Source organism: Bradyrhizobium sp. SZCCT0148 (genome assembly GCF_018129985.1).
Taxonomy (GTDB): domain Bacteria; phylum Pseudomonadota; class Alphaproteobacteria; order Rhizobiales; family Xanthobacteraceae; genus Bradyrhizobium; species Bradyrhizobium japonicum_H.
Genome location: NZ_JAFCKT010000002.1, coordinates 166,680 through 190,506, shown reverse-complemented (window position 1 = coordinate 190,506; position 23,827 = coordinate 166,680). Strand labels below are relative to the sequence as shown.

General features: G+C 64.9%; 20 protein-coding genes and 1 riboswitch. Of the genes, 7 read left to right on the top strand and 13 right to left on the bottom strand.

What is annotated here, in order from left to right; translation table 11 throughout:
• Positions 1-256 precede the first annotated feature (256 nt).
• Together JQ580_RS09320 and JQ580_RS09315 are read left to right on the top strand one after the other, a co-directional pair.
• Positions 257-1,525: a PQQ-dependent sugar dehydrogenase gene (locus JQ580_RS09320; protein WP_106947252.1), complete on the top strand. Its 1,269-nt coding sequence runs from the start codon at positions 257-259 to the stop codon at positions 1,523-1,525.
• A 185-nt stretch (positions 1,526-1,710) separates the two neighbouring features.
• On the top strand, positions 1,711-2,289 hold the full coding sequence (locus JQ580_RS09315) for a c-type cytochrome (RefSeq protein WP_212279564.1): 579 nt from the start codon (positions 1,711-1,713) through the stop codon (positions 2,287-2,289).
• A gap of 79 nt (positions 2,290-2,368) precedes the next feature.
• On the opposite strand, the gene panE is transcribed toward JQ580_RS09315, so the two are convergent.
• The 4 genes from panE to JQ580_RS09295 all read right to left on the bottom strand — a co-directional run bounded on the left by panE (position 2,369) and on the right by JQ580_RS09295 (position 6,130).
• Complete coding sequence (gene panE / locus JQ580_RS09310) at positions 2,369-3,292, bottom strand: 2-dehydropantoate 2-reductase (protein ID WP_212279562.1); 924 nt, start codon at positions 3,290-3,292, stop codon at positions 2,369-2,371.
• A gap of 112 nt (positions 3,293-3,404) precedes the next feature.
• Complete coding sequence (locus JQ580_RS09305; RefSeq protein WP_212279560.1) at positions 3,405-4,013, bottom strand: 2-hydroxychromene-2-carboxylate isomerase; 609 nt, start codon at positions 4,011-4,013, stop codon at positions 3,405-3,407.
• Positions 4,014-4,098: 85 nt separating this feature from the next.
• Entirely contained in the window at positions 4,099-5,466 is a 1,368-nt protein-coding gene (locus tag JQ580_RS09300; protein WP_249134069.1) for an MATE family efflux transporter, read from the bottom strand.
• 82 nt (positions 5,467-5,548) lie between these two features.
• On the bottom strand, positions 5,549-6,130 hold the full coding sequence (locus JQ580_RS09295) for a DUF2239 family protein (protein WP_212279556.1): 582 nt from the start codon (positions 6,128-6,130) through the stop codon (positions 5,549-5,551).
• 178 nt (positions 6,131-6,308) lie between these two features.
• Between JQ580_RS09295 and JQ580_RS09290 the strand changes: the two genes are divergently transcribed.
• Positions 6,309-6,974 (top strand): glutathione S-transferase family protein, encoded by a 666-nt coding sequence (locus JQ580_RS09290; RefSeq protein WP_212279554.1) that lies wholly within the window; start codon positions 6,309-6,311, stop codon positions 6,972-6,974.
• Between the two features lie 40 nt (positions 6,975-7,014).
• On the opposite strand, the gene JQ580_RS09285 is transcribed toward JQ580_RS09290, so the two are convergent.
• Together JQ580_RS09285 and ggt are read right to left on the bottom strand one after the other, a co-directional pair.
• The gene (locus JQ580_RS09285) at positions 7,015-8,310 is read right to left on the bottom strand and encodes an MFS transporter (protein ID WP_212279552.1); all 1,296 of its coding nucleotides are present in this window, start codon (positions 8,308-8,310) and stop codon (positions 7,015-7,017) included.
• A gap of 99 nt (positions 8,311-8,409) precedes the next feature.
• Complete coding sequence (gene ggt, locus JQ580_RS09280) at positions 8,410-10,158, bottom strand: gamma-glutamyltransferase (RefSeq protein ID WP_212279550.1); 1,749 nt, start codon at positions 10,156-10,158, stop codon at positions 8,410-8,412.
• Between the two features lie 108 nt (positions 10,159-10,266).
• Here ggt and JQ580_RS09275 point away from each other — a divergent pair, with 108 nt between their 5' ends.
• A complete protein-coding gene (locus JQ580_RS09275; protein ID WP_212279548.1) occupies positions 10,267-11,652 on the top strand; it encodes an MFS transporter in 1,386 nt (461 codons plus the stop codon).
• A gap of 119 nt (positions 11,653-11,771) precedes the next feature.
• Here the strand turns inward: JQ580_RS09275 and purH are convergent, their stop codons facing one another.
• The 3 genes from purH to JQ580_RS09260 form a co-directional block, all read right to left on the bottom strand.
• Positions 11,772-13,364 carry a bifunctional phosphoribosylaminoimidazolecarboxamide formyltransferase/IMP cyclohydrolase gene (purH, locus tag JQ580_RS09270; RefSeq protein ID WP_212279546.1) on the bottom strand — a complete coding sequence of 531 codons (1,593 nt, stop codon included), beginning with the start codon at positions 13,362-13,364 and terminating at the stop codon, positions 11,772-11,774.
• 25 nt (positions 13,365-13,389) lie between these two features.
• Positions 13,390-13,471: riboswitch (ZMP/ZTP riboswitch) on the bottom strand.
• A 57-nt stretch (positions 13,472-13,528) separates the two neighbouring features.
• Complete coding sequence (locus JQ580_RS09265; RefSeq protein WP_212279544.1) at positions 13,529-15,247, bottom strand: heparinase II/III family protein; 1,719 nt, start codon at positions 15,245-15,247, stop codon at positions 13,529-13,531.
• Between the two features lie 156 nt (positions 15,248-15,403).
• Entirely contained in the window at positions 15,404-16,750 is a 1,347-nt protein-coding gene (locus JQ580_RS09260; protein WP_212279543.1) for an RsmB/NOP family class I SAM-dependent RNA methyltransferase, read from the bottom strand.
• A 184-nt stretch (positions 16,751-16,934) separates the two neighbouring features.
• Between JQ580_RS09260 and JQ580_RS09255 the strand changes: the two genes are divergently transcribed.
• Both JQ580_RS09255 and JQ580_RS09250 read left to right on the top strand, forming a co-directional pair.
• Entirely contained in the window at positions 16,935-17,132 is a 198-nt protein-coding gene (locus JQ580_RS09255) for a DUF1674 domain-containing protein (protein WP_212279541.1), read from the top strand.
• 53 nt (positions 17,133-17,185) lie between these two features.
• Positions 17,186-17,776: a thermonuclease family protein gene (locus JQ580_RS09250; RefSeq protein WP_212279540.1), complete on the top strand. Its 591-nt coding sequence runs from the start codon at positions 17,186-17,188 to the stop codon at positions 17,774-17,776.
• Between the two features lie 52 nt (positions 17,777-17,828).
• Here JQ580_RS09250 and JQ580_RS09245 read toward each other — a convergent pair whose 3' ends face one another.
• Positions 17,829-18,344: a L,D-transpeptidase gene (locus JQ580_RS09245; protein ID WP_212279538.1), complete on the bottom strand. Its 516-nt coding sequence runs from the start codon at positions 18,342-18,344 to the stop codon at positions 17,829-17,831.
• Between the two features lie 438 nt (positions 18,345-18,782).
• Positions 18,783-20,729 (bottom strand): acetate--CoA ligase, encoded by a 1,947-nt coding sequence (acs, locus tag JQ580_RS09240; protein WP_212279536.1) that lies wholly within the window; start codon positions 20,727-20,729, stop codon positions 18,783-18,785.
• A gap of 402 nt (positions 20,730-21,131) precedes the next feature.
• On the opposite strand from acs, the gene JQ580_RS09235 reads away from it, so the two are divergent.
• On the top strand, positions 21,132-22,301 hold the full coding sequence (locus JQ580_RS09235; RefSeq protein WP_212279534.1) for a DNA topoisomerase IB: 1,170 nt from the start codon (positions 21,132-21,134) through the stop codon (positions 22,299-22,301).
• A 13-nt stretch (positions 22,302-22,314) separates the two neighbouring features.
• Here the strand turns inward: JQ580_RS09235 and JQ580_RS09230 are convergent, their stop codons facing one another.
• Both JQ580_RS09230 and JQ580_RS09225 read right to left on the bottom strand, forming a co-directional pair.
• Positions 22,315-22,728, bottom strand: coding sequence for an EVE domain-containing protein (locus JQ580_RS09230; RefSeq protein WP_094975932.1), 414 nt, complete (start codon positions 22,726-22,728; stop codon positions 22,315-22,317).
• Positions 22,729-22,845: 117 nt separating this feature from the next.
• Positions 22,846-23,826, bottom strand: coding sequence for an NAD(P)H-dependent glycerol-3-phosphate dehydrogenase (locus JQ580_RS09225; protein WP_212279532.1), 981 nt, complete (start codon positions 23,824-23,826; stop codon positions 22,846-22,848).
• Position 23,827 lies beyond the last annotated feature (1 nt).

The window sequence follows — 23,827 nt, the reverse complement described above, 5'->3', positions numbered from 1 at the left end:
GCGTTTTTTGCTTTTGCGACCTTTCGGCCGTCTTGATTCCGCGTTGCAGCGAGGTCGCGGTCGTCACTCTGTTTGCCCTCATTGGCATTCAGTCTCAATTTTTAATGAGCGCGATTGCAGCACAAGCGACGTCTTCTCAGCGCTCGCAGATGTGCTAGCCTTTTGCGTCTGCCTTTCGGCAGATCACGAACTTCGCATCTCGACGAGCAAAACAAAATAATCGCAGCCCAGACGGCTGCCTTAGGGGAGTGACGCGATGACATCGATGTTCCATCGATCCGTGTTGGCGCTTGCGGCCGTGGCCCTTCTTGCGGGGACCAGCGCTGGTCACGCGCAGGACAAAAGCAAGCCGCTGAAGAAATACGAATCCGGCACCAAGGAATTCTGGACCCATCCGCCCGATGACTGGTTCCTGGGCGACGAGACCGAGGCGCAGAAGGGCCTCGCGCCGCCGTCGGGTCCGCCGACCGGCGCTTCCGATGCCGAGCTCGCCAACATCATCAAGAAGGTCAAGCTGCCGCCGGGCTTCAAGATGGAAGTCTATGCCTCCGGCGTGCTGGCCGCGCGACAGATGGCCTGGGGTGACAAGGGCACGCTGTTCGTAGGTTCGTTCGGCCTCGGCAACGTCTATGCCATCAAGGACAATGGCGGGAAGAAGGAGGTCAAGACCATCCTCAAGGGGCTGAACATGCCCACGGGTCTGGCGGTCAAGGACGGGGCGCTCTATGTCATCGCCGTCGACAAGCTGATCCGCTACGACGACATCGAAAACAAGCTCGACAATCCCGGTGAGGGCAAGGTCGTCTACGACGACATGCCGTCCTACGCCGCGCATGGCTGGAAGTACATCGCGGTCGACAAGGAAGGATGGTTCTACATTCCGTTCGGACCGCCCTTCAATATCGGCATTCCCCCGACCAGCGTCTCGCAGATCCGGCGCGTCGATCCCAAGACCGGCAACGCCGAGATCTACGCGCTCGGCGTCCGCAACTCGGTCGGCGGCGACGTCGATCCGCGCACCGGCAAGTACTGGTTCACCGAGAATGCCCGCGACTGGATCAGCGATGATCTGCCCAGCGACAAGCTGAACATGATCAACAAGATGGGCGAGCACTTCGGCTACCCCTATTGCCACCAGGGCAATCTGCCCGACGACAAGTTTGCGATGGGCCACAAATGCTCCGAGTTCACGCCGCCGGTGCTGAACCTCGGCGCGCACGTCGCTCCGCTCGGCATGAAGTTCTATACTGGCGACCAGTTCCCCGCCGAGTACAAGAACAACATCTTTATCGCCGAGCACGGCTCCTGGAATCGCCACAAGTACCAGGGCGGCCGCATCATGCGCGTGATCGTCGGACCCGACGGCAAGAACGCCAAGCAGGAGGTGTTCGCCTCCGGCTGGATCGAGGGCGACCAGGGCTATCTCGGTCGTCCCGACGACATCATCCTTGCCAAGGACGGATCGATCCTCGTGGCCGACGACTGGGCCGGCGCGATCTATCGCATCAGCTACAGCAAGAAGTAGCGCGACGTCACGAAGAGGCTGCAATTGGGCGACCGTCGCAGCCTCTTTGCTTGATGCGGCGTGCTCGCCACGGAACAGGTTCGTCATGCCCGGACTTGTTCCGGGCATCCATCATACGAAAACCTTTCGCAAGAGGATGGATTGCCGGGTCAAGCCCGGCAATGACAGCTGGAGAGACGTCAGTCATGCGGGCCATTCGGTTCGGAATTCTATCTGCGACCCTGCTGTTCCTCCCGGCCCAGGCCGCGGATAATTCCGCGATCAAGGAGAAAGCCTCGGTCTGCGCCGGCTGTCACGGCGAGAACGGCGTCTCGCAGACCGAGAACATCCCCTCGCTGGCCGGGCAGCCCGATCAGTTCCTGCAATGGCAGCTGGTGTTCTTCCGCGCCGGCTCGCGCAAGAACGAGCAGATGCAGCCGATCGTCGAGCAGCTCACCAACGAGGACATCCGCAACCTCGGCGCCTATTTCTCGCAGCTGACGCCGCCGAAGGGACCGGAGGACGCGGATCCCGACCTGTCGAAGAAAGGCACGCAGGTTGCCGCCGGCCGCCGCTGCGGCTCATGCCATACGGACAGCTTCGCCGGCACCAAGGGAGTCGCGCGTCTGGCGGGCCAGCGCGAGGAATATCTGGTCAAGGCGCTGCACGACTACAAAGCCGGCTTGCGCGTCGGCGGCGGCGTCGCCGCGATGGCCGATGTCGCCTATCGCATGAGCGACGAGGAGATCACGGCGGTCTCGCACTATCTCGCGCATTTGAAATAGCGCCGAGCTGCGAAGGCAAGCTGCGCTGTCGTCCCGGATCAGCGCCTTGCTGGTCCAGGACAGGCGGCTAGGGCCTGTGTCATCCCGCCCGCTGCTTTTCATACGCCTTCAAATGCGTGTAGGCGATGCGCAGCTTCGGCACCGGCACCTTGGCGGCGTCGGCTCGCTCGATGAGGTCGCCGATGACGTGATCGGCTTCGACCGGCAGGCCGGCCTTGATGTCGCGGAACATCGAGGCCGTCATCGGCGATCCCTCGGTGGTGAGGTTGCCCTTCACCCGCTCGAAGAAAGGCCCGCCCGGCGGATAGCCCGACGCGGTAGCGATCGCGCTGGTCTCGTCGAGCATGCCGAGCAGGAAATCCCGGCCGCCGGGAGCGGCGAGGATATTGCCGACGGAGGTTCGCATCAGGCTGGTGGAGGCCGCGAGTGAGGACAGGAACACCCACTTCTCCCACATGTCCTGCATGATGTTCTGGCTGGCGGTGGCGCCATTGATGCCGCTCTTGAAGGCCTCATCGATCGCCTTGACACGATCCGACAGCTTGCCGTCGCGCTCGCCATAGTTCAGCGACTGCATCGGCTGGAGCTGTACCACCTCGCGCTTCTCGTTCAGGGTCGCCGCGATGGCGCACAAGCCGCCGAGCACGCGTTCCTTGCCGAATTTGGCATCAAGCACATCGAGGTGCTTCATGCCGTTCAGCATCGGGATGATCGCGGTGTTCGGTCCGACCGCCGGCGCAAAGGACTTGATGGCATCGTCGAGATCGAACGCCTTGCAGCTCAAGAGCACGACGTCGAACTTGTCCTTGAGCGCATCGGCCTGCACCGTCGGCGGATTCTGCAGCGTCACGTCGCCATTCGGGCTCTTGATGACGAGGCCCGCGCTTGCGAGCTCGCTGGCGCGGCGCGGCCGGACCAGGAACGTAACGTCGCGGCCGGCCTGCAACAGCCTGCCACCGAAATAGCCGCCGATGGCGCCGGCGCCGACCACGAGGATACGCATGGGATCTTCCCTCTTCTTGCTATTGGCGGTCTATCTATAATCGTCATTGCCAGCGAAGCGAAGCAATCCAGAATGCTACCGCGATCACATTCTGTCGCCGGAGAATAAGCGGCTAAGTCCCGCGCACCATCTCCTCGACCTCGCGCAGCTGCTCCTTGCCGAAGAACATCTCGTTGCCGACGAAGAAGGTCGGCGAGCCGAATGCGCCGCGGGCGACCGCTTCCTCGGTGTTCTTGATCAGCCGGCCCTTCACCTCCGGCTCCTGGGCCCGGGCGAACAGTTTCTGGGCGTCGAGGCCGGAGGACGCCAGGGCCTTCGCCGCGATCTCGGGATCGTCCATCTTCTTCGGCTCGCGCCACATGTGGTGGAAGGCGGCCTCGACGTATTTTTCGAACACGCCCTCGAGCTGTGCGGCGATCGCCATGCGCATCAGGTTCAGCGTGTTGACGGGAAAGTGGGGATTCCAGACATAGGGCTGGACCTTGAAGCGACTAATGAAGCGCTCGGTCTCGACCTGCTGGAATTCACGCTTGTTCTTGACGCCGGCCAACGTCTCGGCCGGCGACTTGTTGTTGGTCGACTTGAAGATGCCGCCGAGCAGGATCGGGACATATTCGAACTTGACGCCGATGCGCTGCTCGATCGCGGGAATCGCGAGGTGGCTGAGATAGGCGTTCGGGCTGCCGAAATCGAACAGGAATTGCGGAGCTGTACGGGTCATTCGATCTCCCTGATCTGACATCTTTGATCTGAATTTCCCCGCATTGTGACGCAGCGTGTCCAACAGGTCCACCGTTTAATGATGGTCATAATACCTTGACCAACAGAGCACGAGCCGGATCCCCGCGCTTGCGCCAGACCAGGAAGTAATAGCCCATCTGCAAAACGAACATGGCGCAGAACACGATGGGATAGGCAGCCCATATGCCTCGAAGGCCGAACGCGTGGCTCAGGATCACAGCGGCCGGCAGCTCGATGGCGACAATCGCGAAGATCGCAAGCAGCATCGGCGTCAACGCGACGCCGGCCGCCCGCATGGCACCCGAGAATACCGTGGCGAGGCCGAACGGCACCGAACTCCACAAGGCGATGAAGAGCAGCTCCTTCGCCAGATCGAGCACGGCGCCGTCGGTGATGAAGATGCCGAGGATGGCGCGCGGCGCGAGATAGATCAGCGCCACCAGGCCGCCGGTCAGGACCAGGTTGAAGGCGAGCCCGGTCCGCACGATCCCGTCGAAACGGGTTCGATCACCGCTGCCGACCGCCTGCGCGCCGAGGATCGAGACGGCGATGGAAATCGACATCGCCGTGAACTGCGTGTAGCCCATCACCTGGTTGACGGCGCCGTAGGCCGCCGTAGCGTCCGATCCATAGCCGTTGACGAGTCCGAGCAGCACCAGCTCTGCGATCGCCATCACCACCATGCCGACGGCGCTCGGCAATCCGATGCCGAGGATCTTTCCGAGCATGGCGCCGTCGAGCCTGAGGTGACGCAGCAGCGCCGCGTCTGGAGCGAGCGCGTGCTTCTTCCACCGCAGACACAGCGCCAGCGCGATCAAGGTGAGCGCGTTCGAGATCGCGCCCGCCCATGCCGGGCTGGTGATGCCGGCCGCCGGCAGTCCGAACGACCCGCGGATCAACATCGGCGTGAGGATCAGGCCGATCGCGGTCGACAACGCGAGCGCCAGCAGCGGCGTCAGCGCGTCGCCGACGCCGCGGATCATCGCCGTCATCAGCAGAAAGATGAAGCCGAGCGGCATGGTGAGCAGCATGATCCGCGCGTAGGCGCTGGCCTGGTCGAGAATGTCTGCGGGCGTCGCGAGCGCCATCATCAGCTGACGGCTGAACAGCCCGCCGATCAGCGCGATCGAAATCGAGAGCAGAAGGCCGATCGCGAGCGTCGTACCTGCGACGCGTCGGATCCTGTCGTGCTCGCCCGCGCCAAAGGCCTGTCCGATCAACACGGTCGCGCCGGTGCTCAGCCCCATGACGAAGGCGAACAGAAAGAACATCACGGGAAAGAACACGGACACGGCCGCCAGCGCGTCGACGCCGATCATCTGGCCGAGATAGACGTTGCTGACGGTGCCGAACAGCGATTGCAGCGCGTTGCTCAGCATCAAGGGCGCGAGGAAGCCAAGGAATGTCGTTGAGAGCGGCTTGGGCGTGGGCATGGATCGGCCTTTCATCAGGGCGCACGGAGCCGTTGCCGCGCAAGGCGCGGCCCGGCCGTCGATGGGGTTGTGTGAGAGCGCCTTAGGCGCGGTCGCTGTAGGCGAGCTTGACGATGTGGTCGCGGATGTCGGACGGCCAATCCGCGATCAGGCCGGTGAAGCGCCGCCGGTCATCCGCAAACAATGCGCGCGAGGCTTCCTCGAATTGGGGCAGGTTGCCCGCCATGGTCGACATGAAGTGATAGGCCGCATCGCGCGCCTGCCGTTCGCGGTCCTTGTCGCCGCTCGCGCGCCTCGCCTCGTCGACGAGCTTGCGCAACGCGACCGAGGCGCCGCCCGGTTGCGCGCCGAGCCACTCCCAATGCCGCGGCAACAGCGTGACCTCCCGCGCGACCACGCCGAGCTTCGGTCGTCCGCGCCCGCGCGGCTCGCTTGGCGGGGTGCTCTCCTCGACCGGGGGTGGGACGAGCCTGGCCAGCCGTGCCAGCACCTCGCGATCCCCGCCGCGCAGATCGAAATCGATCGATCGACCCGTGCCGTCCTCGAAGATGATGATGGGCTCATTCGGTCGCGGCGCCACGCGCTTGACGACCAGCGCAACTTCGCCTGCCGGCCCGGACACTAGGCGGCGCTGACCCTGGAAGGCGGTGAAAATCTTCTGCATTGGAATCATTGCCGCATTTAACAAACGTTGGGCCATTTAATACCCGGGTAAATTGTCGACGTCAATATACCCGGATGAAAATATCCGCTCCAATGGCTCGACATTGCCGCCCCGGGCTGGCAGGTACGCGACCGACCCACCACGCCTAGCCATCACGCCTGCCCTGGGGACCTCACCGATGCTGACCGTTCACCACCTCAACAATTCCCGCTCGCAGCGCGTGCTTTGGCTGCTCGAAGAGTTGGGCGTGCCCTACGAGATCGTGCGCTATCAGCGCCAGCCGGATATGCGGGCGCCGAAGGAGCTGCGCGCCGTCCATCCGCTCGGCAAGTCGCCCGTCATCACCGACAACGGCAACACCATCGCCGAGTCGGGCGCGATCATCGAATATCTCGTCGGGACCTACGGCAACGGCCGCCTGATTCCGCCGCCGAACACGCCGGAGCGGCTGCGCTTCACTTACTGGCTGCATTATGCCGAGGGGTCCGCGATGCAGCCGCTGCTGCTCAAGCTGCTGTTCACGCTGATGCCGAAGCGTGCGCCGGCGCTGCTTCGTCCGCTGGTGCGCAAGGTCTCCAACCAGGCGCTGACCACGCTGGTCAATCCGCAGCTCAAGCAGCACATGGATTATTGGGAGGGCGAGCTCGGCAAGAGCGAGTGGTTCGCCGGCAACGAATTCACCGCAGCCGACATCCAGATGAGCTTCCCGCTCGAAGCGGCGCAAGCGCGCGGCGGGCTCGAGCAGGGCCATCCCAAGGCGATGGCTTTCCTCGATCGCATCCACGCGCGCCCGGCTTACGCGAGAGCGCTGGAAAAGGGCGGGCCGTATCAGGTGGGGCGGTAAGCTTTCTCACCGCCCGGGAACATGCGCATGATTGCGCCTGTCAATGCGCGTGCAGCACGCGCCCGCGCGTTTCCGGCAGCGCAAAGGCGGCGATGAAGAACACCGCATAGGCTACCACCGCGAAGATCGCGATCGCATTCGCAAGCGAGGTCGACGCCGACAGCGCGCCGACGAGGAACGGAAACAGCGCGCCGATGCCTCGGCCGAAATTGTAGCAAAAGCCCTGGCCGGAGCCGCGAAGCCGCGTCGGATAGAGCTCGGTCAGGAACGCGCCGATGCCGGAGAAATAACCCGAGGCGAAGAAGCCGAGCGGGAAGCCGAGCAGCCAGAGGATCTCGTTGGTGAGCGGCAGCTGCGTATAGAGCAGCACCACCGCCATGGCGCCGATCGAGAAGATCAGGAACAGATTGCGCCGCCCGATCCGGTCGGCAAGCCATGCGCCGGTGAGATACCCGATGAAGGAGCCGATGATCAGCGTCGACAGGTACCCGGTCGAGCCGACGATCGACAGATGCCGCTCCTTGGTCAGGAATTGCGGCACCCAGAACGTGACGGCGTAGTAGCCGCCCTGGCAGCCCGTCGCCATCAGCGACGCCAGGATCGTGGTCTTCAGGATCGGGCCCGAGAAGATTTCCCAGATCGCCGGGCGATCGCCGCTCGCGGCCTGCCTGGCGCGAGCCTCGACCGCGATCGCCGGCTCGGTGACGGAGCGGCGGATGTAGAACACCAGCAGCGCCGGCAGCGCGCCGATCACGAACATCCAGCGCCATGCCGTCTCCGGCGGCAAGACCGAGAACAGGATCGCCTGCGACAGCACCGCGAGGCCCCAGCCGACCGCCCAGCCTGACTGCACCGAGCCGACCGCGCGGCCGCGATATTGCGGCCTGATCGCCTCGCCCATCAGCACCGCGCCCGCCGCCCATTCGCCGCCGAAGCCGAGGCCGAGCACGGCACGCGCGATCAGGAGCTGTTCGAAATTCTGCACGACAGCACAGACCAGCGAGAAGAACGAGAACCAGATGATGGTGATCTGGAGCGTCCTCACCCGCCCGATATGGTCGGAAAGATAGCCGCCGAGCCAGCCGCCGATCGCGGAGGCCAGCAGCGTCACCGTGCCGGCAAGGCCGGCCGAAGCCGCATCGACCTTCCACAGCGCGATGATGGTGCCGATCACCAGCGGATAGATCATGAAGTCCATGCCGTCGAGCGCCCAGCCCGCCGCGCACGCCCAGAACGTCCGGCGCTCGGGCAGGTTCATGTCGCGATAGAACGCAAGAAGGCTGGTGTCTTCGATCTCCGCGCGCTCGATGCGCTGGTTCGGATCAGCTGGCGTCATGTGCGTTTCCCCGGCAGTTTCTTGCAGGCTGCGCTTTGGTAGCACGGGTGGCAGCGAGAGCTAGCGGGTCCGCGCTTCCGTGCCATGCAAATGACGTGGTTACTGCCCCGCCGCTTCGGCGCCCCGCGTGCGCGGATCGGGCGCGCCGAGCGGCCCGTTGGGCGTCACGACAATCGAGTTGGCCGATGTCTGCCCCATCGGCTCGACGATCGTGTGGCCCATCGCCTTCAGTTCGCCCAGAACATGACTTGGAAACCCGCCCTCGACACGGACTTCGTCCGGCAGCCATTGATGATGCAGCCGTGGCGCTGCAACGGCGGCCGCAACGTCCATCCTGTAGTCAAGGACGTTCACGATCACCTGCAGCACGGTCGAGATGATGCGGCTGCCGCCGGGCGAGCCCGTCACAAGTACCGGCTTGCCGTCCTTGAGCACGATGGTCGGCGACATCGACGAGAGCGGACGTTTGCCGGGTCCGGGCAGATTGGCTTCGAAGCCGACCAGACCATAGGCATTGGAGGCGCCGACGGCGGCGGTGAAATCGTCGAGCTCGTTGTTGAGCAGCACGCCGGTGCCGTCGGCAACGAGGCCGACACCGTAGCTGAAGTTCAGCGTATAGGTGTTGCTGACCGCGTTGCCGCGGGAATCGACGACGGAGAAATGCGTGGTGTTGCTGCCCTCGCGCGGCGAGGAGGCCGCGGAAACGAGCTCCTTCGATGGTGTGGCGCGTTCGATCGAGATGCCAGAGCGCAGCTTGGCCGCGTAGTCCTTGGCGATCAGCGTCTCGATCGGCGCGTTGACGAAGGCGGGATCGCCGAGATAGCGCGCCCGGTCCGCGTAGGCGCGCTTCATCGCCTCGATCAGAAGATGCAACGATGTCGGCGAGCCCTGCTTCAAATCGGCAAGCTTGAAGCCCTCGAGGATGTTGAGCGTCTCCACCAGCACGACGCCGCCCGATGAAGGCAGCGGCATCGACACGACGTCGTAGCCGCGATAGGTGCCGCGCACCGGCGCGCGGATCACAGCCTGATAGGACTTCAGATCGGCCGGCGTCATGATGCCGCCGGCGTCCGTCACGGCTTTCGCGAGCTTTTCCGCGACCGGCCCCTCGTAGAAGCCGCTTGGCCCCCGTGCGGCGACAGCCGACAGTGTTTCGGCGAGATCGCCCTGCACCAGCATGTCGCCTTCACCGATCGGCGTGCCATCGGGCCGCGAAAAGATCCTGGCCGACGACGGCCAGCGTGCCAGCCGCCGGTGCCATCCCGGCATGGTGTCGGCCATGTCGTCGCTGACGATGAAGCCATCGCGGGCGAGCGCAATCGCAGGCGCGAGCAACTGCGCCAGCGTGAACTGGCCCGAGCCGTATTTTTCCAAAGCCAAAGCGAGGCCCGCGACAGTGCCGGGCACGCCGATGCCGAGCGCGGAATCCCGTGACTTCGCAATGTCGGGCTTGCCGTCGGCGCCGAGGAAGATCTGCGGCGTGGTCGCCGCCGGCGCCGTCTCGCGGTAATCGATCGTGATGTCTTCATTGCGGTCAGCGGAATGGATCACCATGAAGCCGCCGCCGCCGATATTGCCGGCACGCGGATAGGTTACGGCCATCGCAAATCCTGTCGCAACCGCGGCATCGACCGCATTGCCACCGCTCCGCAGGATATCGGCACCGATCTGCGCGGATATCTTCTCCTGCGCGACGACCATGCCGTGCTCGGCGGCAACGGCGCGCACCGAGTCGGGTGCAGCAGGAACATAGGCCCGCCGCGCATCTTGAGCGGTCGCGGATGCGAGACCAAACGCCAGAGTGGCAACGACGGCGATAAGCGTCCGTCGGGTCGGATGTAACGACATGATCAAAATCAAACTTCCGTCGTGGCTTCGGACAGTTCACACGCCTCGCGGCAATGCTATACCGTTTGCCTCAAGAGAGGCAAAACTGTTCGTGATGAGGACTGCGCAATGACGACGATCGCCCCGGACGCGCGCATGGGCGGCGTGCCCCGGACCTATCCGCCGCGCGCCGCCGTCGTCAGCTGGATCTTCTTTGACTGGGCCGCGCAGCCCTATTTCACGCTGATCACGACCTTTGTATTCGCGCCCTATTTCGCCACCAGCATTGCGCCGAATCCCGCCACCGGCCAATCGCTGTGGGGATTTGCGATGGCAGCCGCGGGTCTTGCGATCGCGTTGATGTCACCAGTGCTTGGGGCCATCGCGGACGCCTCGGGCCGCCGGAAACCGTGGATCGCAGGGTTTGGTGCGTTGCTGGTGGCGGCATCCTGCACGCTGTGGATCGGCAAGCCTGGCGATCCCTCCATCATTCCGCCACTGCTTACAGCCGTGGCGCTCGCCAGCGTCGGCGCAGAGTTCGCCACCCTTTTCAACAACGCGATGATGCCGACACTGGTGCCGCCGGAGCGGATCGGCCGGCTCTCCGGCACCGGCTGGGCCACCGGCTATGTCGGTGGCATCGTCAGCCTGATCATCGTGCTCGGCTTCCTCGCGGCCAACCCGCAGACCGGCCGCACGTTGCTGGGCCTCACGCCCCTGTTCGGGCTAGATCCGGTCAGCCATCAGGGCGATCGCATCGTGGGCCCGTTGACCGGGCTGTGGTTCATTCTCTTCGTGACACCGTTGTTCCTGTTCACGCCGGATTATCCGGCCAAGCGCCCGGTGCGCGCGGCCTTGCGTGAGGGGTTGTCGGAGCTGGGGCAATCAATCAGAAGCTTGCCGCAGCAGAGATCGCTGGCGGCATTTCTGCTCGCCAACATGATCTATACCGATGGTCTGGTGTCGCTGTTTGCCTTTGGCGGCATCTATGCCGCGGGCACCTTCGGCTGGCACACAATTCAGATCGGCACGTTTGGCATTATGCTCGCGATCGCCGGCGCGTTCGGCGCATGGTTCGGCGGCAAGCTGGACGATCGCATCGGACCGAAGCGCGTCATCGCCGGCAGCATGCTCGTGCTGCTGCTGTCGGTGGCGGCGATTCTCCTGGTCGACAAGGACAGTGTGTTCTTCATCCAGGTCGCGTCGCCGCGAGCAGATGCTCCCTTGTTCTCGAGCACGGCCGAGCGCGCCTATCTCGTGCTGGGCTGCCTCATCGGCGCGGCCGGTGGTCCACTCCAGGCCGCCTCACGCACGCTCTTGATCCGCCTCGCACCGAGAGACCGCATCGCGCAGTATTTCGGCCTGTTTGCGTTGACCGGAAAGGTGACGTCCTTCATCGGACCGTTGCTGATCGGCACGATTACCGCGGTGACCGCAAGCCAGAAGGCCGGCATGGCCGTGCTGGTGGTGTTCTTCGTCGCCGGGTTGGGGCTGTTGATGCGGGTGCGGGAGTAGCAACCCCGTCGTCATTCCGGGGCGCGCCACGTGGCGCGAGCCCGGGATCCATTTATCCGCCTGCGACGCTGCTCGATAGATTCCGGGCTCGCGCTCCGCGCGCCCGGATGACGGTGAGATCAGTGCCGGAAGTGCCGCGTGCCGGTGAACACCATGGCGATGCCATGCTCGTCGGCGGCCTTGATCACCTCGTCGTCGCGCATGGAGCCGCCGGGCTGCACCACCGCGGTGGCACCGGCCTCGATGCAGGCGAGCATGCCGTCGGCGAACGGGAAGAACGCATCCGACGCCACCACCGAGCCCTTGGTGAGCGGCTCGGCGAGCTTCAGCTCAGCTGCCGCATCCTGCGCCTTGCGCGCCGCGATACGCGCTGAATCCACCCGGCTCATCTGGCCGGCGCCGATGCCGACGGTGGCCAGATCCTTGGCATAGATGATAGTGTTCGACTTGACGTGCTTGGCCACCCGGAACGCGAATTTGAGGTCGCGCATCTCCGCATCCGTGGGCGCGCGCTTGGTCACGATCTTGAACGTCATGTCGTCGACCACAGCATTGTCGCGGCTCTGCACCAGCAGGCCGCCGGCCACTGTCTTGGCGGTAAGGCCGGGCGCGCGGGGATCGGGCAGGCTGCCGGCGAGGAGCAGGCGCAAGTTCTTTTTCCCGCCGATGATCGCGATCGCCTCCTCGGTCGCATCGGGCGCGATGATCACCTCGGTGAAGATCTTTGTAATCTCGCGCGCCGTATCCGCGTCCAGCGGACGGTTCATCGCGATGATGCCGCCGAAGGCTGAAGTGGAATCACAGGCCAGCGCCCTGCGATAGGCCTCGACGAGGTTCGATCCCTCCGCGACGCCGCAGGGGTTGGCGTGCTTGACGATCACGCAGGCCGCAGTGCGCTTGGCGTCGAATTCGCCGATGCACTCATAGGCGGCATCGGTGTCGTTGATGTTGTTGTAGGAGAGCTCCTTGCCCTGGAGCTGCCGCGCGGTCGAGACGCCCGGGCGCTTGTCGGGCGTCGCATAGAACGCCGCGGTCTGGTGCGGGTTCTCGCCGTAGCGCAGCGACTGGATCAACTTGCCGCCGAAGGCCCGGAAGTCGGGCGCGTCGATCTCGAGCTGACGGTTGAACCAGTTCGAGATTGCCGCGTCGTAGGCGGCGGTGCGTGCATAGGCTTTCGCGGCAAGCCGCCGGCGCAGCTTCAGCATGGTCGCGCCGTTGTTGGCGGCGAGCTCGTCGAGCACGGCCTTGTAATCATCTGCCTCGACGACGACGGCAACATCGTCATGGTTCTTCGCGGCGGCGCGGATCATTGCGGGGCCGCCGATGTCGATGTTCTCGATGCAATCCTCGAAGCCGGCGCCTTTGTCGACGGTCGCCTCGAACGGATAGAGATTGACGACGAGAAGGTCGATCGGCGCGATGCCATGCGCCTTCATCGCCTCCGCATGCTCCTTGTTGTCGCGAATCGCGAGCAGGCCGCCATGCACTTTCGGATGCAGCGTCTTGACGCGGCCGTCCATCATCTCGGGGAAGCCGGTGAGGTCGGAAACATCCTTCACCTTGAGGCCGGCCGCAGCGATCGCCTTCGCGGTGCCGCCGGTCGAGACCAGCTCGACATCATGCGCGGCAAGCGCCTTGGCGAACTCGATCAGGCCGGTCTTGTCGGAGACGGAAAGCAGGGCGCGGGTGACGCGGCGGGGATGGTCGGTCATGAGCAAGATCCTCTGTCTTAAGGAGTGTCTATGCCCAGGCGCGCGGCGGGTATGTGTCGCGCTTCCCGATGGTGCTCCATCCAAGGTCGCCAGTCGCGCGAACGCGGGCTCGATAGCAGTTTTCGGCGCGGGTCACAACGATCAGATGGGCCGGATCCGCGCGTTTAAAGCGGAAGTTCCGGTTCGCGCCGGGCGTTGCGGCGGGCATTGGTGACGGTCGGCGATGCCGTGGAGCGGACGAAGCTCCAGCGGATCGAGGGCGCCTGCCGCGCGTCCTGCCGGATCACGATCTGGGCGGTGCGGCGCGGCCCGTCATTGCCCGCCAGGAATACGCTGTCCTCGAGGTCGACCTTGTCGTCGAGCGCCTCGAAGGTCCAGACATCACGGTTCGGCAGCACCAGCATGACGCCGCGCGCGTCCGACAGCCGGCTCGCCTTCACCGCGGGATGCAGATGGAAGCGCAGCGCGAAATCGGCGTCAGCGCCCTTGAAGCGTCCGCCCTGCGGCGGCGACAGCGTGTCCTCGCCGTCGATGCGGGCGCCGTCATTGGAGATCATCAGCACGCGGCGATGGATAGCGCCAAACTTGGCGAGATAGCCGTCATGCGAACTCGTGAGCAGCGTGCCGTTCTGCACGACCTCGCGATAACTCTCGACCTCGACGGGCCCGCTGGTCACAGGCGAGCCGTGCAGGAGCCGCTTCATCGCCGACATTTCGACGAACTGGCATGACGATGTCTCGTGATAGGTCAGCGTCGAATGCGCCGCCGTGCCGCGTGCGAACGGCCGCCAATTGTCGCGGCCGGTGGTCGGCATGCCGCAATTGGTAACGATGCGGCTGATGCCGGAGGAGAGTTCGAACGACAGGCAGCCGGCGTGGGCGTCGTGACTGACGCCGGCCGGCGGCGGGGGGCCGGTGTCGATGATCACGGTGGTCTGGCCGGCATCGAGCCGCTGGAAGCCGGTATGGGGCATGTTCGCCATCGGCACGCCGTGGGTGTCGTCATAGGCCAGCAGTGTGGCGAGCAGGTCGGACGATGTCGCGCTCATGCCGTTGAACAGCGCGAAATTGCCGTCGCCATGCCGGAAGAAGCGCAGCATCGGCATCATGCGGTCGATCGCGTTGAGCAGCGCCGGCGGCGGCGCGATGTTGCGCGCGGCAAAGGTCTGGCGCAGCGGCAGCAGGTCGATCAGGAGTTCGATCAGCGCGCCCGGATTGCGGGAGATGTGTCCGCCGTCGGGCAGGATCTGCCGCTGCAATTCGTCCGACAGCTTCTTCGATGCACTGCGGATGTGACGCGCCTGGTTGGCGAGGCAGAGGGCCGCATAGCACAGCGCGATCAGCACCTGGAGCTTCGGCACCCCGTCGGGAATGTCGACCATGGTGTAGCGCAGGAAGCGGATCTCGCGCGCGAGCGCGCGCAGGTAGCGGCGGTAGAATTTGTTGTCGGTCTCGTTGAGCACCAGCGGCGCCTGTGACAGCAGCGAGATCACGCGCCGGGCCAGCACGTCGGCGCGCCGGGCGACGGGGCGGCGCTTGTTGGCGGGATTGGCGATCCAGTCCTCGATCAGCGCGCGCGCATTCGCGCGCGTCAGGGCGGTATCGGCGGCACGCAAATGGCGCAGCCAGCCGAAGCCGAGCAGCGCGACCTCCCAATCCTCCGACGGCGGCTCGAGATCGAAGATCGAACGGCCGTGGCAATTGACGATCTTGCCGGCGAAGACGAATCGGCCGGCATAGATTTCGGCGGCGCGTGTCGCATCCGCGGTGCGCAGATCGTGCGGCGCGATGATCAGCCTGTCAGTACGTCCCGGCCAAACCCGCGATAGCGCAACCGAACCGCCGCTCGCGCGCGCAAGCACGTTCCGCGCGAAGCGGTTCATGACCAGCGTCGAGATATGTCTGCGTTGAGCGACCGACACGCCTTGCCTTGAAGGGGGAGAGGATTCCGACGAATCCTTATTAATCCCAAAATCGAACGGCTGACACCACCTTGAACGGCGCGAATCAGCGTCGCGGTCGCAAAATCCGGTGCAAAATCAGGATTTAACGAGTCGGGCTGCGAAAAACCCGTCGAGCCCGCCAAGCTTGGGATCGGCGTTCGGCAGATGGCTGGGCAGAGTGCGAAGATCGCCTTCGGGGGTGAGGATTTCGCTGAGGCCCGCGACCTCCGACGCCTCGATCGGGACGCGGCGAAGCGCGGGTTCGGCCGCCAGCAGCGCGGCCACGGCCTGCTCGCCTTCTTCGGGTTCCAGCGAGCAAGTGCAGTAGATCAGCGTACCGCCCGGCTTGAGCAGCGTCACAGACTTTCGCAGCAGCCGCTGCTGGAGCACGGTCATGGCGGCGACATCGGATTCCTGGCGCAGCCACGCCACATCCGGATGGCGGCGGATCGTGCCGGTCGAGGTGCAGGGCGCGTCGACCAAAATACCGTCGAAACTGTCGGCAGGGCCGGCCCATTCCACGGCGTCAGCGACGACAGTCTCGGCCTGGAGCGACAGCCGCGCCAGGTTTTCACGCAGTCGCGCCACCCGCGCCGGCGAGCGGTCGATCGCCGTGACGTGTGCGCCGGCATGCGCCAATTGTGCGGCCTTGCCGCCGGGGGCGGCGCAGAGATCGGCAATGGATTTGCCCTTGACGTCGCCGAACAGCCGGGCGGGCAGCGCGGCGGCGGCATCCTGCACCCACCATTGTCCCTCGGCGAAGCCGGGCAGCATGGTCACCGAGCCGTGCAGCAGCATCCGCACCGTTCCGGTCGGCAGCGTCTCGCCATGCAGGCGGCTCGCCCATTGCGTGGCATCGGACTTCACGGTGAGATCGAGCGAGGGTTCGTGGCCGAGTGCCCGCGCCATCTCCCTTGCGGTTGCTTCGCCATAATGCGCGCTCCAGCGCGCGAGCAGCCATGGCGGCAGATCCAGCGATTGCGCCGCGACATCCTCGACCAGCGCGGTGCCCTCGCGCGCGCAACGGCGCAGCACGGCATTGACGAGGCCGGCATAGCGCGCGGCACGCCGGTCTGATTGCACCAGGCGAACGGAGAGGTCGACGGCCGCGTGATCCGGCACGTCCATCCAGAGAATCTGCGCCGCGCCGATCAGGAGCGCGCTCTGCGCACGCGGCGCCTCGGAGGGGATGCCCTTGTCGAGCAGGCGGGACAGCACATGGCCGAGCGTGCCGAGCCGGCGCAGCACGGTCGCAACCAGGCGCCGCATCAGCGCGCGGTCACGGTCGGCCAGCGTTTTCAGTCCGGGATGGGCGCCGCTGCCGTCGAGCTGATCGTCGAGCGTACGGTGCTTGTGCAGCACGCCGTCGACGATGTCGGCGGCGATCCGACGTGCCGCAAGGCCTGGCACTTCGGATGGAGGAGCAAAACGTTGAGATGGCATGCGGCTTAAGGTTCTGAGCGAGCGGCAGTTCCGCCGAGGGGCGCATGCCTTGAGAACCCGATCTCTGGCATGCGAATATGCCAAATGTAAGAAAGGCCTCTGGCCTTTGCAGCCCGGCATGACCATCTCAGCAATGCGATATTGGACCTCGCATGTCTCCAGATCCTGCGCTAGGAACCGCGCGATGAGTGACCAACCTTCCATTCCCGATCGCAAGACTCTTCCGCCGGCCGCCCAGCGGGCGTTGGCCGAGGCCGAAGCGCGCCGGCAGGCAGCGGCCGCGCATGAGAAAGCTGCGCCGAAGGAATTGCAGGGGCCGAAAGGACCCGAGCCCACGCGCTACGGCGATTGGGAGCGCAAGGGTATCGCTTCGGACTTCTGAGGCGCCGGAACGCGCTCTTGCCGGTTCAGCCGACTCAGCCCTAGCGTGCGCAGATGTCGCGCTTCGACCCCCACCATTCCCGCCGGCCGTTCTACAGCGGCGCGCCGTTCGGCCGCCGCTTCTCCGGGCTGCTGCCGTGGATGTTCGTGGTCGGCATCGTGACGGCGATCGTGCTCGGCTTTCGCCATGGAACGACGTGGCCCGTTCCGCAAGCAGATAACGGAGAGTCGCGCGACGCCGAGATCATCCTGCAGCAGTCCGGCAGTTTCGACATGCGTCAGCCGGTCGATGTCGTCAGGACCGTGGACGGCGATACTTTCCTTGCGCGTGTGCATCAGTCCAACGGCCGCGATCTCGTTGCGCGCGTTCGCCTGCGTGGCATCGATGCACCCGAGATGAAAGCATCCTGCCAGGACGAACTCGACAAGGCCGAGGCCGCAAGCGATGCGCTGCGCAACCTGCTTGGCCAGGGCGGCGTCATGATCTTCAATCTCGGCCAGGACAAATATGGCCGGGTGCTCGCCGACGTCGCGACCAAACGTACTGCCAACGTCTCGGCGGCGTTACTCGCGGGCGGCTATGTTCGCAGCTATAATGGTGGTCATCGCAACGGCTGGTGCGGACGCAGCTGGCGCTTCTGGTAACAAAAAGCCGCATCCATCGATGCGGCTTTTTCAATTCAGGCGCGCGCGGCGATCAGCGCGTCACGACCACCGTCGTGCCGACGGAGACGCGGCCGTAGAGATCGGTGATGTCGTCGTTGAGCATGCGGATGCAGCCATAGGAAACGAAGCCGCCGATCGAGCCCGGCACGTTGGTGCCGTGGATCGCATATTCGCCGCCGGCGAGCGTCATCGCCGCGACGCCCATCGGGTTGCGCGGCGAGCCACCGGGAATCATGTCGGGAATGCTCGGCTTGTCACGCTTGACCTCGGCCGGCGGCGCCCATGCGGGGTTGCGATACTTGCCGTCGATGCGCGTGGTGCCGGCCCACTGCTTGCCGGACTTGCCGACACCGACCGGATAGCGCACGGCGTGGCCGTTATCGAGGATGAGATAAAGCCGCCGCTCGCTGGTTTTGACGACGATGGTGCCCGGCGAATAATCGGCCAGATGGGCCCCCACCATTTCCGGCCGCGCCTGCGCCGCCGGCGACATCAACACACCTGCCCCGATGGTGGCAGCGAGCGCAACAGCAATCCTCTTCGACATCGATCTTCCCCTAGCCCGAACGGATCGTCCAAAATGACGCACAACCGGCAATCGCCAGCTTGCCCGTCCTTGTCAGGGAACAATCTTAACCGCGCCCGTTAACCGGTTGGTTTCCACGCACGGCCGCCGAGGGCCAGCCAGCAGGGGGACCAAAGGAAATGTTCGAAATAAAGTAAATGACCTGAAAACAACACTCGGCTGGAAAGATGCAGCCGTGCGGGTGCACGCCCTGACAAGTCCGTGAGGGTGAGAACGGTTGTTGTTCTCGGGGAGCCTCGGCGCGAAAGGCAGTCCCGTGTCCCGGACGCGCTGCAGCGCCCTGGCGCTGCTGAGCCGATCCGGGATCCAGTTCTTTCTTCGCGCGGCACGATCGACTCCCGGCTCAGCAGCGCACCGCGGAGTGCGCGCTGCGCTGCGTCCGGGACATAGAAGCTTGCCTTAGGCAGACTTCTTGTTCTGTCGGTTCTGGACCAGATCATCGACCACGGCGGGATCGGCCAAGGTCGAGGTGTCGCCCAGGCTGCCCGGCTCGTCCTCGGCGATCTTGCGCAGGATGCGGCGCATGATCTTGCCGGAGCGGGTCTTGGGCAGGCCCGGCGCGAACTGGATCTGGTCGGGCGAAGCGATCGGGCCGATTTCCTTGCGCACCCAGGTCACGAGCTCCTTGCGCAGGTCGTCGGTCGGCTGCACGCCGGCCATCAGGGTGACGTAGGCGTAGATGCCTTGGCCCTTGATGTCGTGCGGGAAGCCGACCACGGCTGCTTCCGACACCTTCTCATGTGCGACCAGTGCGCTCTCGACTTCGGCGGTGCCCATGCGGTGGCCGGAAACGTTGATGACGTCGTCGACGCGGCCGGTGATCCAGTAATAGCCGTCGGCGTCGCGCCGGCAGCCGTCGCCGGTGAAGTACTTGCCCTTGTAGGTCGAGAAATAAGTCTGCTCGAATCGGGCGTGATCGCCATAGACCGTACGCATCTGGCCCGGCCAGGAGCGTGTCAGGCACAGGTTGCCGGTGGTCTCACCCTCCAGCACCTTGCCGTCGGCATCGACGATCTCGGGCACCACGCCGAAGAACGGCTGGGTTGCCGAGCCCGGCTTCAGCTTGGTCGCGCCCGGCAGCGGGGTGATCAGGATGCCGCCGGTCTCGGTCTGCCACCAGGTGTCGACGATCGGGCAGCGACCGTCGCCGACGACGCGGTGATACCACTCCCAGGCTTCCGGGTTGATGGGCTCGCCGACCGAGCCGAGCAGGCGGAGCGAGGCGCGCGAGGTCTTCTTCACCGGCTCGTCGCCGCTCTGCATGAGGGCGCGGATCGCGGTCGGCGCGGTGTAGAAGATGTTGACCTTGTGCTTGTCGATGACGCTCCAGAACCGGGAATTATCCGGGTAATTCGGCACGCCTTCGAACATCAGCGTGGTCGCGCCGTTCGCCAGCGGCCCGTAGAGGATGTAGCTGTGGCCGGTGACCCAGCCGACGTCGGCGGTGCACCAGTAGATGTCGCCGTCATGATAATCGAAGACGTATTGATGCGTCATCGAGGCGAACACGAGATAGCCGGCGGAGGTGTGCAGCACGCCCTTCGGCTGGCCGGTGGAGCCTGAGGTGTAGAGGATGAACAGCGGGTCCTCGGCGTGCATGTGCTCGACCGGGCATTCCGTCGTCACCATCGCTGCCGCCTCGTGGTACCAGAGGTCGCGCGTCGGATTCATGTCGATCTTGCCGCCGGTGCGCTTGACCACCACGACCCAATCGACGTCATTCGCTTTAGCAAGCGCGGCGTCGACATTGGCCTTCAGCGGACCCTTTTTGCCGCCGCGCAGGCCTTCGTCCGCGGTGATGATGACCTTGGATTTGCAGTCGTTGATGCGCTGGGCGAGGCTGTCCGGCGAGAAGCCCGCGAAGACCACCGAGTGGATCGCGCCGATGCGCGCGCAGGCGAGCATCGCATAAGCCGCTTCCGGAATCATCGGCAGGTAGATGGTGACGCGGTCGCCCTTCCCGACGTTGCGGGTGCGCAGGATGTTGGCCATCCGGCAGACTTCGTCATGCAGCTCCTGATAGGTGATGTGCCTGGACTGCGAGGGATCGTCGCCTTCCCAGATGATCGCGGTCTGGTCGGCGCGCTTGGCGAGATGGCGGTCGATGCAGTTATGGGCGACGTTGAGGATGCCGTCCTCGAACCATTTGATCGAGATGTTGCCCGGCGCAAAGGAGACGTTCTCGATTTTCGTCGGCGCGTGCATCCAGTCGATGCGCTTGGCCTGTTCGGCCCAGAAACCGTTCGGGTCCGAGATCGAGCGGGCGTACATTTCCTTGTACTTGGCCTGGTCGACCCAGGCGCGCTTCGCCCATTCCGCGGGGACGTCGTAGATCTTCTCGGACATGCTTTCCCTCCACATACGGCAGGCCGAACGCTAGCGACTGGCGAGCCGACTTGATCATTGACTGATTATGCGTCGGGCTAACCGGGCCCGACAAGGAGCACAAGCTGGACCTTCGGCGGGCCACCGGCCATGCGGAAGATCAAGTTCACCCGTTGTGATTGTCGCAGATCTGAAACAGGCCGCGTGGACACTCTCCGGGGACTTTCCTCAGGTCTGCGGAACGCAGTAGGCAGACCCTCACGCCATGGCGAGAGGTATTTAGAAACCACCCCTCACTGATTCGGGACTCGCAATAGCGTTCGGAACACCCTAAATGGCCAACCCGGGTCCAACGAGGCCCTTCGGAACAAAAATCAGAACAGCGGCATTGACCGATAACAGACAGGGCTAAGGCGTAAGGCTATGATGGATCAGCAGAATATCGGGACGATACGGCCCGCTTCCGCCGATCCTGCGGCCATTGCGCTCGCCAAGACCCTTGGACAATGGCCGAAACCGACCCCCTTCCGGCGTCCAAGCCCGAAAAAGGCCTTCGACACGGCGCCCGCGGCGACGGTCGAGGCGTTGGCCAAGGAGCTGGGGCTGCGGCTCGGCGACCAGAACGAATTGAAGATCCGGCGCATCAAGCGCGGCAAGGGCTATTCCTTCGTCCGCCCCAACGGCGCACATATCCGCGATGCCCGCACCATCCGCCGCCTCCATGCCATGGCGGTGCCTCCGGCCTATCGCGAAGTGCGGTACTCCGCCGATCCGACGTCGCATCTGCAGGCCGTCGGCATCGATGCCGCAGGACGGTTGCAGTACCGCTACCACGCCGACTGGGAAAAGGTCCGCGAGCACCGCAAGGCGCATCGCCTGGAGAAGCTCGTCGGCGCGCTGCCAAAAATCCGACGCAAGGTTTCGGCGTTCCTGTCGGGCGACGAGCCGACGCGTGAATTCGCGCTCTCGGCCGTGATTGAATTGATCGCGCGCACCGCGATCCGCCCCGGCAACGAATCCTATGCCCGCCTCAACGGCACACGTGGCGCCACCACGCTGCTGAAATCCAACGTCACGCTGGACAACGATTGCTTCGTGCTGACCTTCAAGGCGAAGGGCGGCAAGGCGGTGCGCAAGGAGTGCGACGCTGCCAAGCTGGTGCGCGCCATCGGCATTTTGCAGGGCGTCCCCGGCAAGCGCATGTTCCAGTATCGCGATGCCTACGGCATCGTGCGGGCGGTCAGCACCACGCAGGTGAACGCGTTTCTGCGCGAGATTGCCGGCATCAAGATTTCGCTGAAGGATTTCCGCACGCTGATGGCGTCCGCCGTCGTCGTCGAATCACTGTCGCGGATCACGCCGGCGACGAGCCAGCGCGGCCGCAAGAAGCAGGTGCTGGACGCAATCCGCGCCGCCGCCGACAAACTCTCCAACACGCCGGCGATCTGCCGCAAGAGCTACGTCCACGACACCATCGTCACCGCGTTCGAGGAAGGCATCCTCGAGCGTTTCGCCGCGACCATGAAGGGCCAGCGCTCGCAGGCACGTCGCGAGCAGCTCCTGCAGCAGGTTGTCGCAACCGCCGCGGTCTGAAGGCGGCTACGGCCTAAACCCCGCCCATCTTGCAGACGAGCTTCCATTCCTCGGCCGTAACCGGCTGCACCGACAGGCGCGAATATTTCACCAGAGCCATCTCGGCGAGCTTCTTCTCGGCCTTGATCGCGGCCATCGTCACCGGTGTCTTCAACGGCTTGTCGGCCTTGATGTCGACGCAGACGAATTTCTCGGTCTTGTCGGTGGGGTCGGGATAGGCCTCCTTGATGATCTCGGCGATGCCGACGATCTCCTTGCCTTCGTTGGAATGATAGAAGAACGCCTTGTCGCCCTTCTTCATGTTCACGAGATTGATGCGTGCGGTGTAATTGCGCACGCCGGTCCAGGCTTCGCCCTTGGCGCCCTTTGCGACCTGCTGGTCCCAGGACCACACCGATGGTTCGGATTTCACCAGCCAGTAGTTCATCGCGCGCGCCCTATCTAGTCGTCACGGCCCGGCTTGCGCCGGCCATCGAAATCTCTGCCGTCAATTCAATATCAAGACGTGGATGCCCGCGACAAGCGCGGGCATGACGAGAAGATGTCATTCCTCCGCCTTGAAGGGGCGCGTCATCAGTGCGGAGATCGCGGCGTCGATCGTGCTCCGGCCGCTCAGGATCGAAGCCACGGCTTCTGACACCGGCATCTCGACGTTTTGCGAAGCCGCGAGTTCGATCAGCACCGGCGCGGTGAACTCGCCCTCCGCCAGCTTGCCCGCGGGTGGCTGTTCGCCGCGGCCGAGCGCGAGGCCGAGGGCGAAATTGCGCGACTGCGGGCTCGAGCAGGTCAGAATCAAATCACCGAGGCCGGACAGGCCGGTGATCGTCTCGCTGCGAGCGCCGAGCGCGCGACCGAGGCGCGTCAGCTCGGCAAAGCCGCGGGTCGTCAGCGCAGCCTGGGCGGAGGCGCCGAGCTTGCGTCCGACCGCGATGCCGACCGCGATCGCCAGGACGTTCTTGGCCGCGCCGCCGATCTCGACGCCGCGAATGTCGGTGGAGTGATAGGGACGAAACGTCGGCGAGCCCAGCGCCTTCACCAGGTTGCTCGCCAGCGCCTCGTCCTTTGCCGCCAGCGTCACGGCGGTCGGCAAGCCGCGCGCGACATCGTCGGCAAAGCTCGGGCCCGACAGGATCGCGGGCTGCGCGTGCGGCGCGGCCTCCGCAATCACGTCGGTCATGAATTTATGAGTGCCGTGCTCGATACCCTTGGCGCAGGCAACGATCGGCGCCGGCCCTGTCAGATGCGAGGCCAGCATGTTGACCGCGCCACGCAAATGCTGCGCCGGTGTCGCGATCAGCAGCACGTCGGCGCGCGACGACTTGGCGAGATCGCTGGTGATGACGATGTCAGCAGCGATCCGCACGCCGGGCAGCCGCGGATTATCGCGTGTCGATGCGATCCGCGCGGCGTGCTCCGCATTGCGTGCCCAGAGCGTGACGCTCCGCCCCGCCCGCGCCGCCACGGTTGCGAGTGCGGTCCCCCAGGCCCCTGCGCCGATCACCGCGACGGAGTCGAACGCCGGCATT

Bases quoted from the DNA above. Each gene is read 5' to 3' on its own strand.
- JQ580_RS09290 (WP_212279554.1), top strand. From the start codon at position 6,309: ATGCTGACCGTTCACCACCTCAACAATTCCCGCTCGCAGCGCGTGCTT.
- JQ580_RS09300 (WP_249134069.1), bottom strand. From the start codon at position 5,466: ATGCCCACGCCCAAGCCGCTCTCAACGACATTCCTTGGCTTCCTCGCG.
- panE (WP_212279562.1), bottom strand. From the start codon at position 3,292: ATGCGTATCCTCGTGGTCGGCGCCGGCGCCATCGGCGGCTATTTCGGT.
- ggt (WP_212279550.1), bottom strand. From the start codon at position 10,158: ATGTCGTTACATCCGACCCGACGGACGCTTATCGCCGTCGTTGCCACT.
- acs (WP_212279536.1), bottom strand. From the start codon at position 20,729: ATGTCCGAGAAGATCTACGACGTCCCCGCGGAATGGGCGAAGCGCGCC.
- JQ580_RS09245 (WP_212279538.1), bottom strand. From the start codon at position 18,344: ATGTCGAAGAGGATTGCTGTTGCGCTCGCTGCCACCATCGGGGCAGGT.
- JQ580_RS09255 (WP_212279541.1), top strand. From the start codon at position 16,935: ATGAGTGACCAACCTTCCATTCCCGATCGCAAGACTCTTCCGCCGGCC.
- JQ580_RS09225 (WP_212279532.1), bottom strand. From the start codon at position 23,826: ATGCCGGCGTTCGACTCCGTCGCGGTGATCGGCGCAGGGGCCTGGGGG.
- JQ580_RS09320 (WP_106947252.1), top strand. From the start codon at position 257: ATGACATCGATGTTCCATCGATCCGTGTTGGCGCTTGCGGCCGTGGCC.
- JQ580_RS09230 (WP_094975932.1), bottom strand. From the start codon at position 22,728: ATGAACTACTGGCTGGTGAAATCCGAACCATCGGTGTGGTCCTGGGAC.
- JQ580_RS09275 (WP_212279548.1), top strand. From the start codon at position 10,267: ATGACGACGATCGCCCCGGACGCGCGCATGGGCGGCGTGCCCCGGACC.
- purH (WP_212279546.1), bottom strand. From the start codon at position 13,364: ATGACCGACCATCCCCGCCGCGTCACCCGCGCCCTGCTTTCCGTCTCC.
- JQ580_RS09285 (WP_212279552.1), bottom strand. From the start codon at position 8,310: ATGACGCCAGCTGATCCGAACCAGCGCATCGAGCGCGCGGAGATCGAA.
- JQ580_RS09295 (WP_212279556.1), bottom strand. From the start codon at position 6,130: ATGCAGAAGATTTTCACCGCCTTCCAGGGTCAGCGCCGCCTAGTGTCC.
- JQ580_RS09235 (WP_212279534.1), top strand. From the start codon at position 21,132: ATGATGGATCAGCAGAATATCGGGACGATACGGCCCGCTTCCGCCGAT.
- JQ580_RS09315 (WP_212279564.1), top strand. From the start codon at position 1,711: ATGCGGGCCATTCGGTTCGGAATTCTATCTGCGACCCTGCTGTTCCTC.
- JQ580_RS09250 (WP_212279540.1), top strand. From the start codon at position 17,186: ATGTCGCGCTTCGACCCCCACCATTCCCGCCGGCCGTTCTACAGCGGC.
- JQ580_RS09305 (WP_212279560.1), bottom strand. From the start codon at position 4,013: ATGACCCGTACAGCTCCGCAATTCCTGTTCGATTTCGGCAGCCCGAAC.
- JQ580_RS09265 (WP_212279544.1), bottom strand. From the start codon at position 15,247: ATGAACCGCTTCGCGCGGAACGTGCTTGCGCGCGCGAGCGGCGGTTCG.
- JQ580_RS09260 (WP_212279543.1), bottom strand. From the start codon at position 16,750: ATGCCATCTCAACGTTTTGCTCCTCCATCCGAAGTGCCAGGCCTTGCG.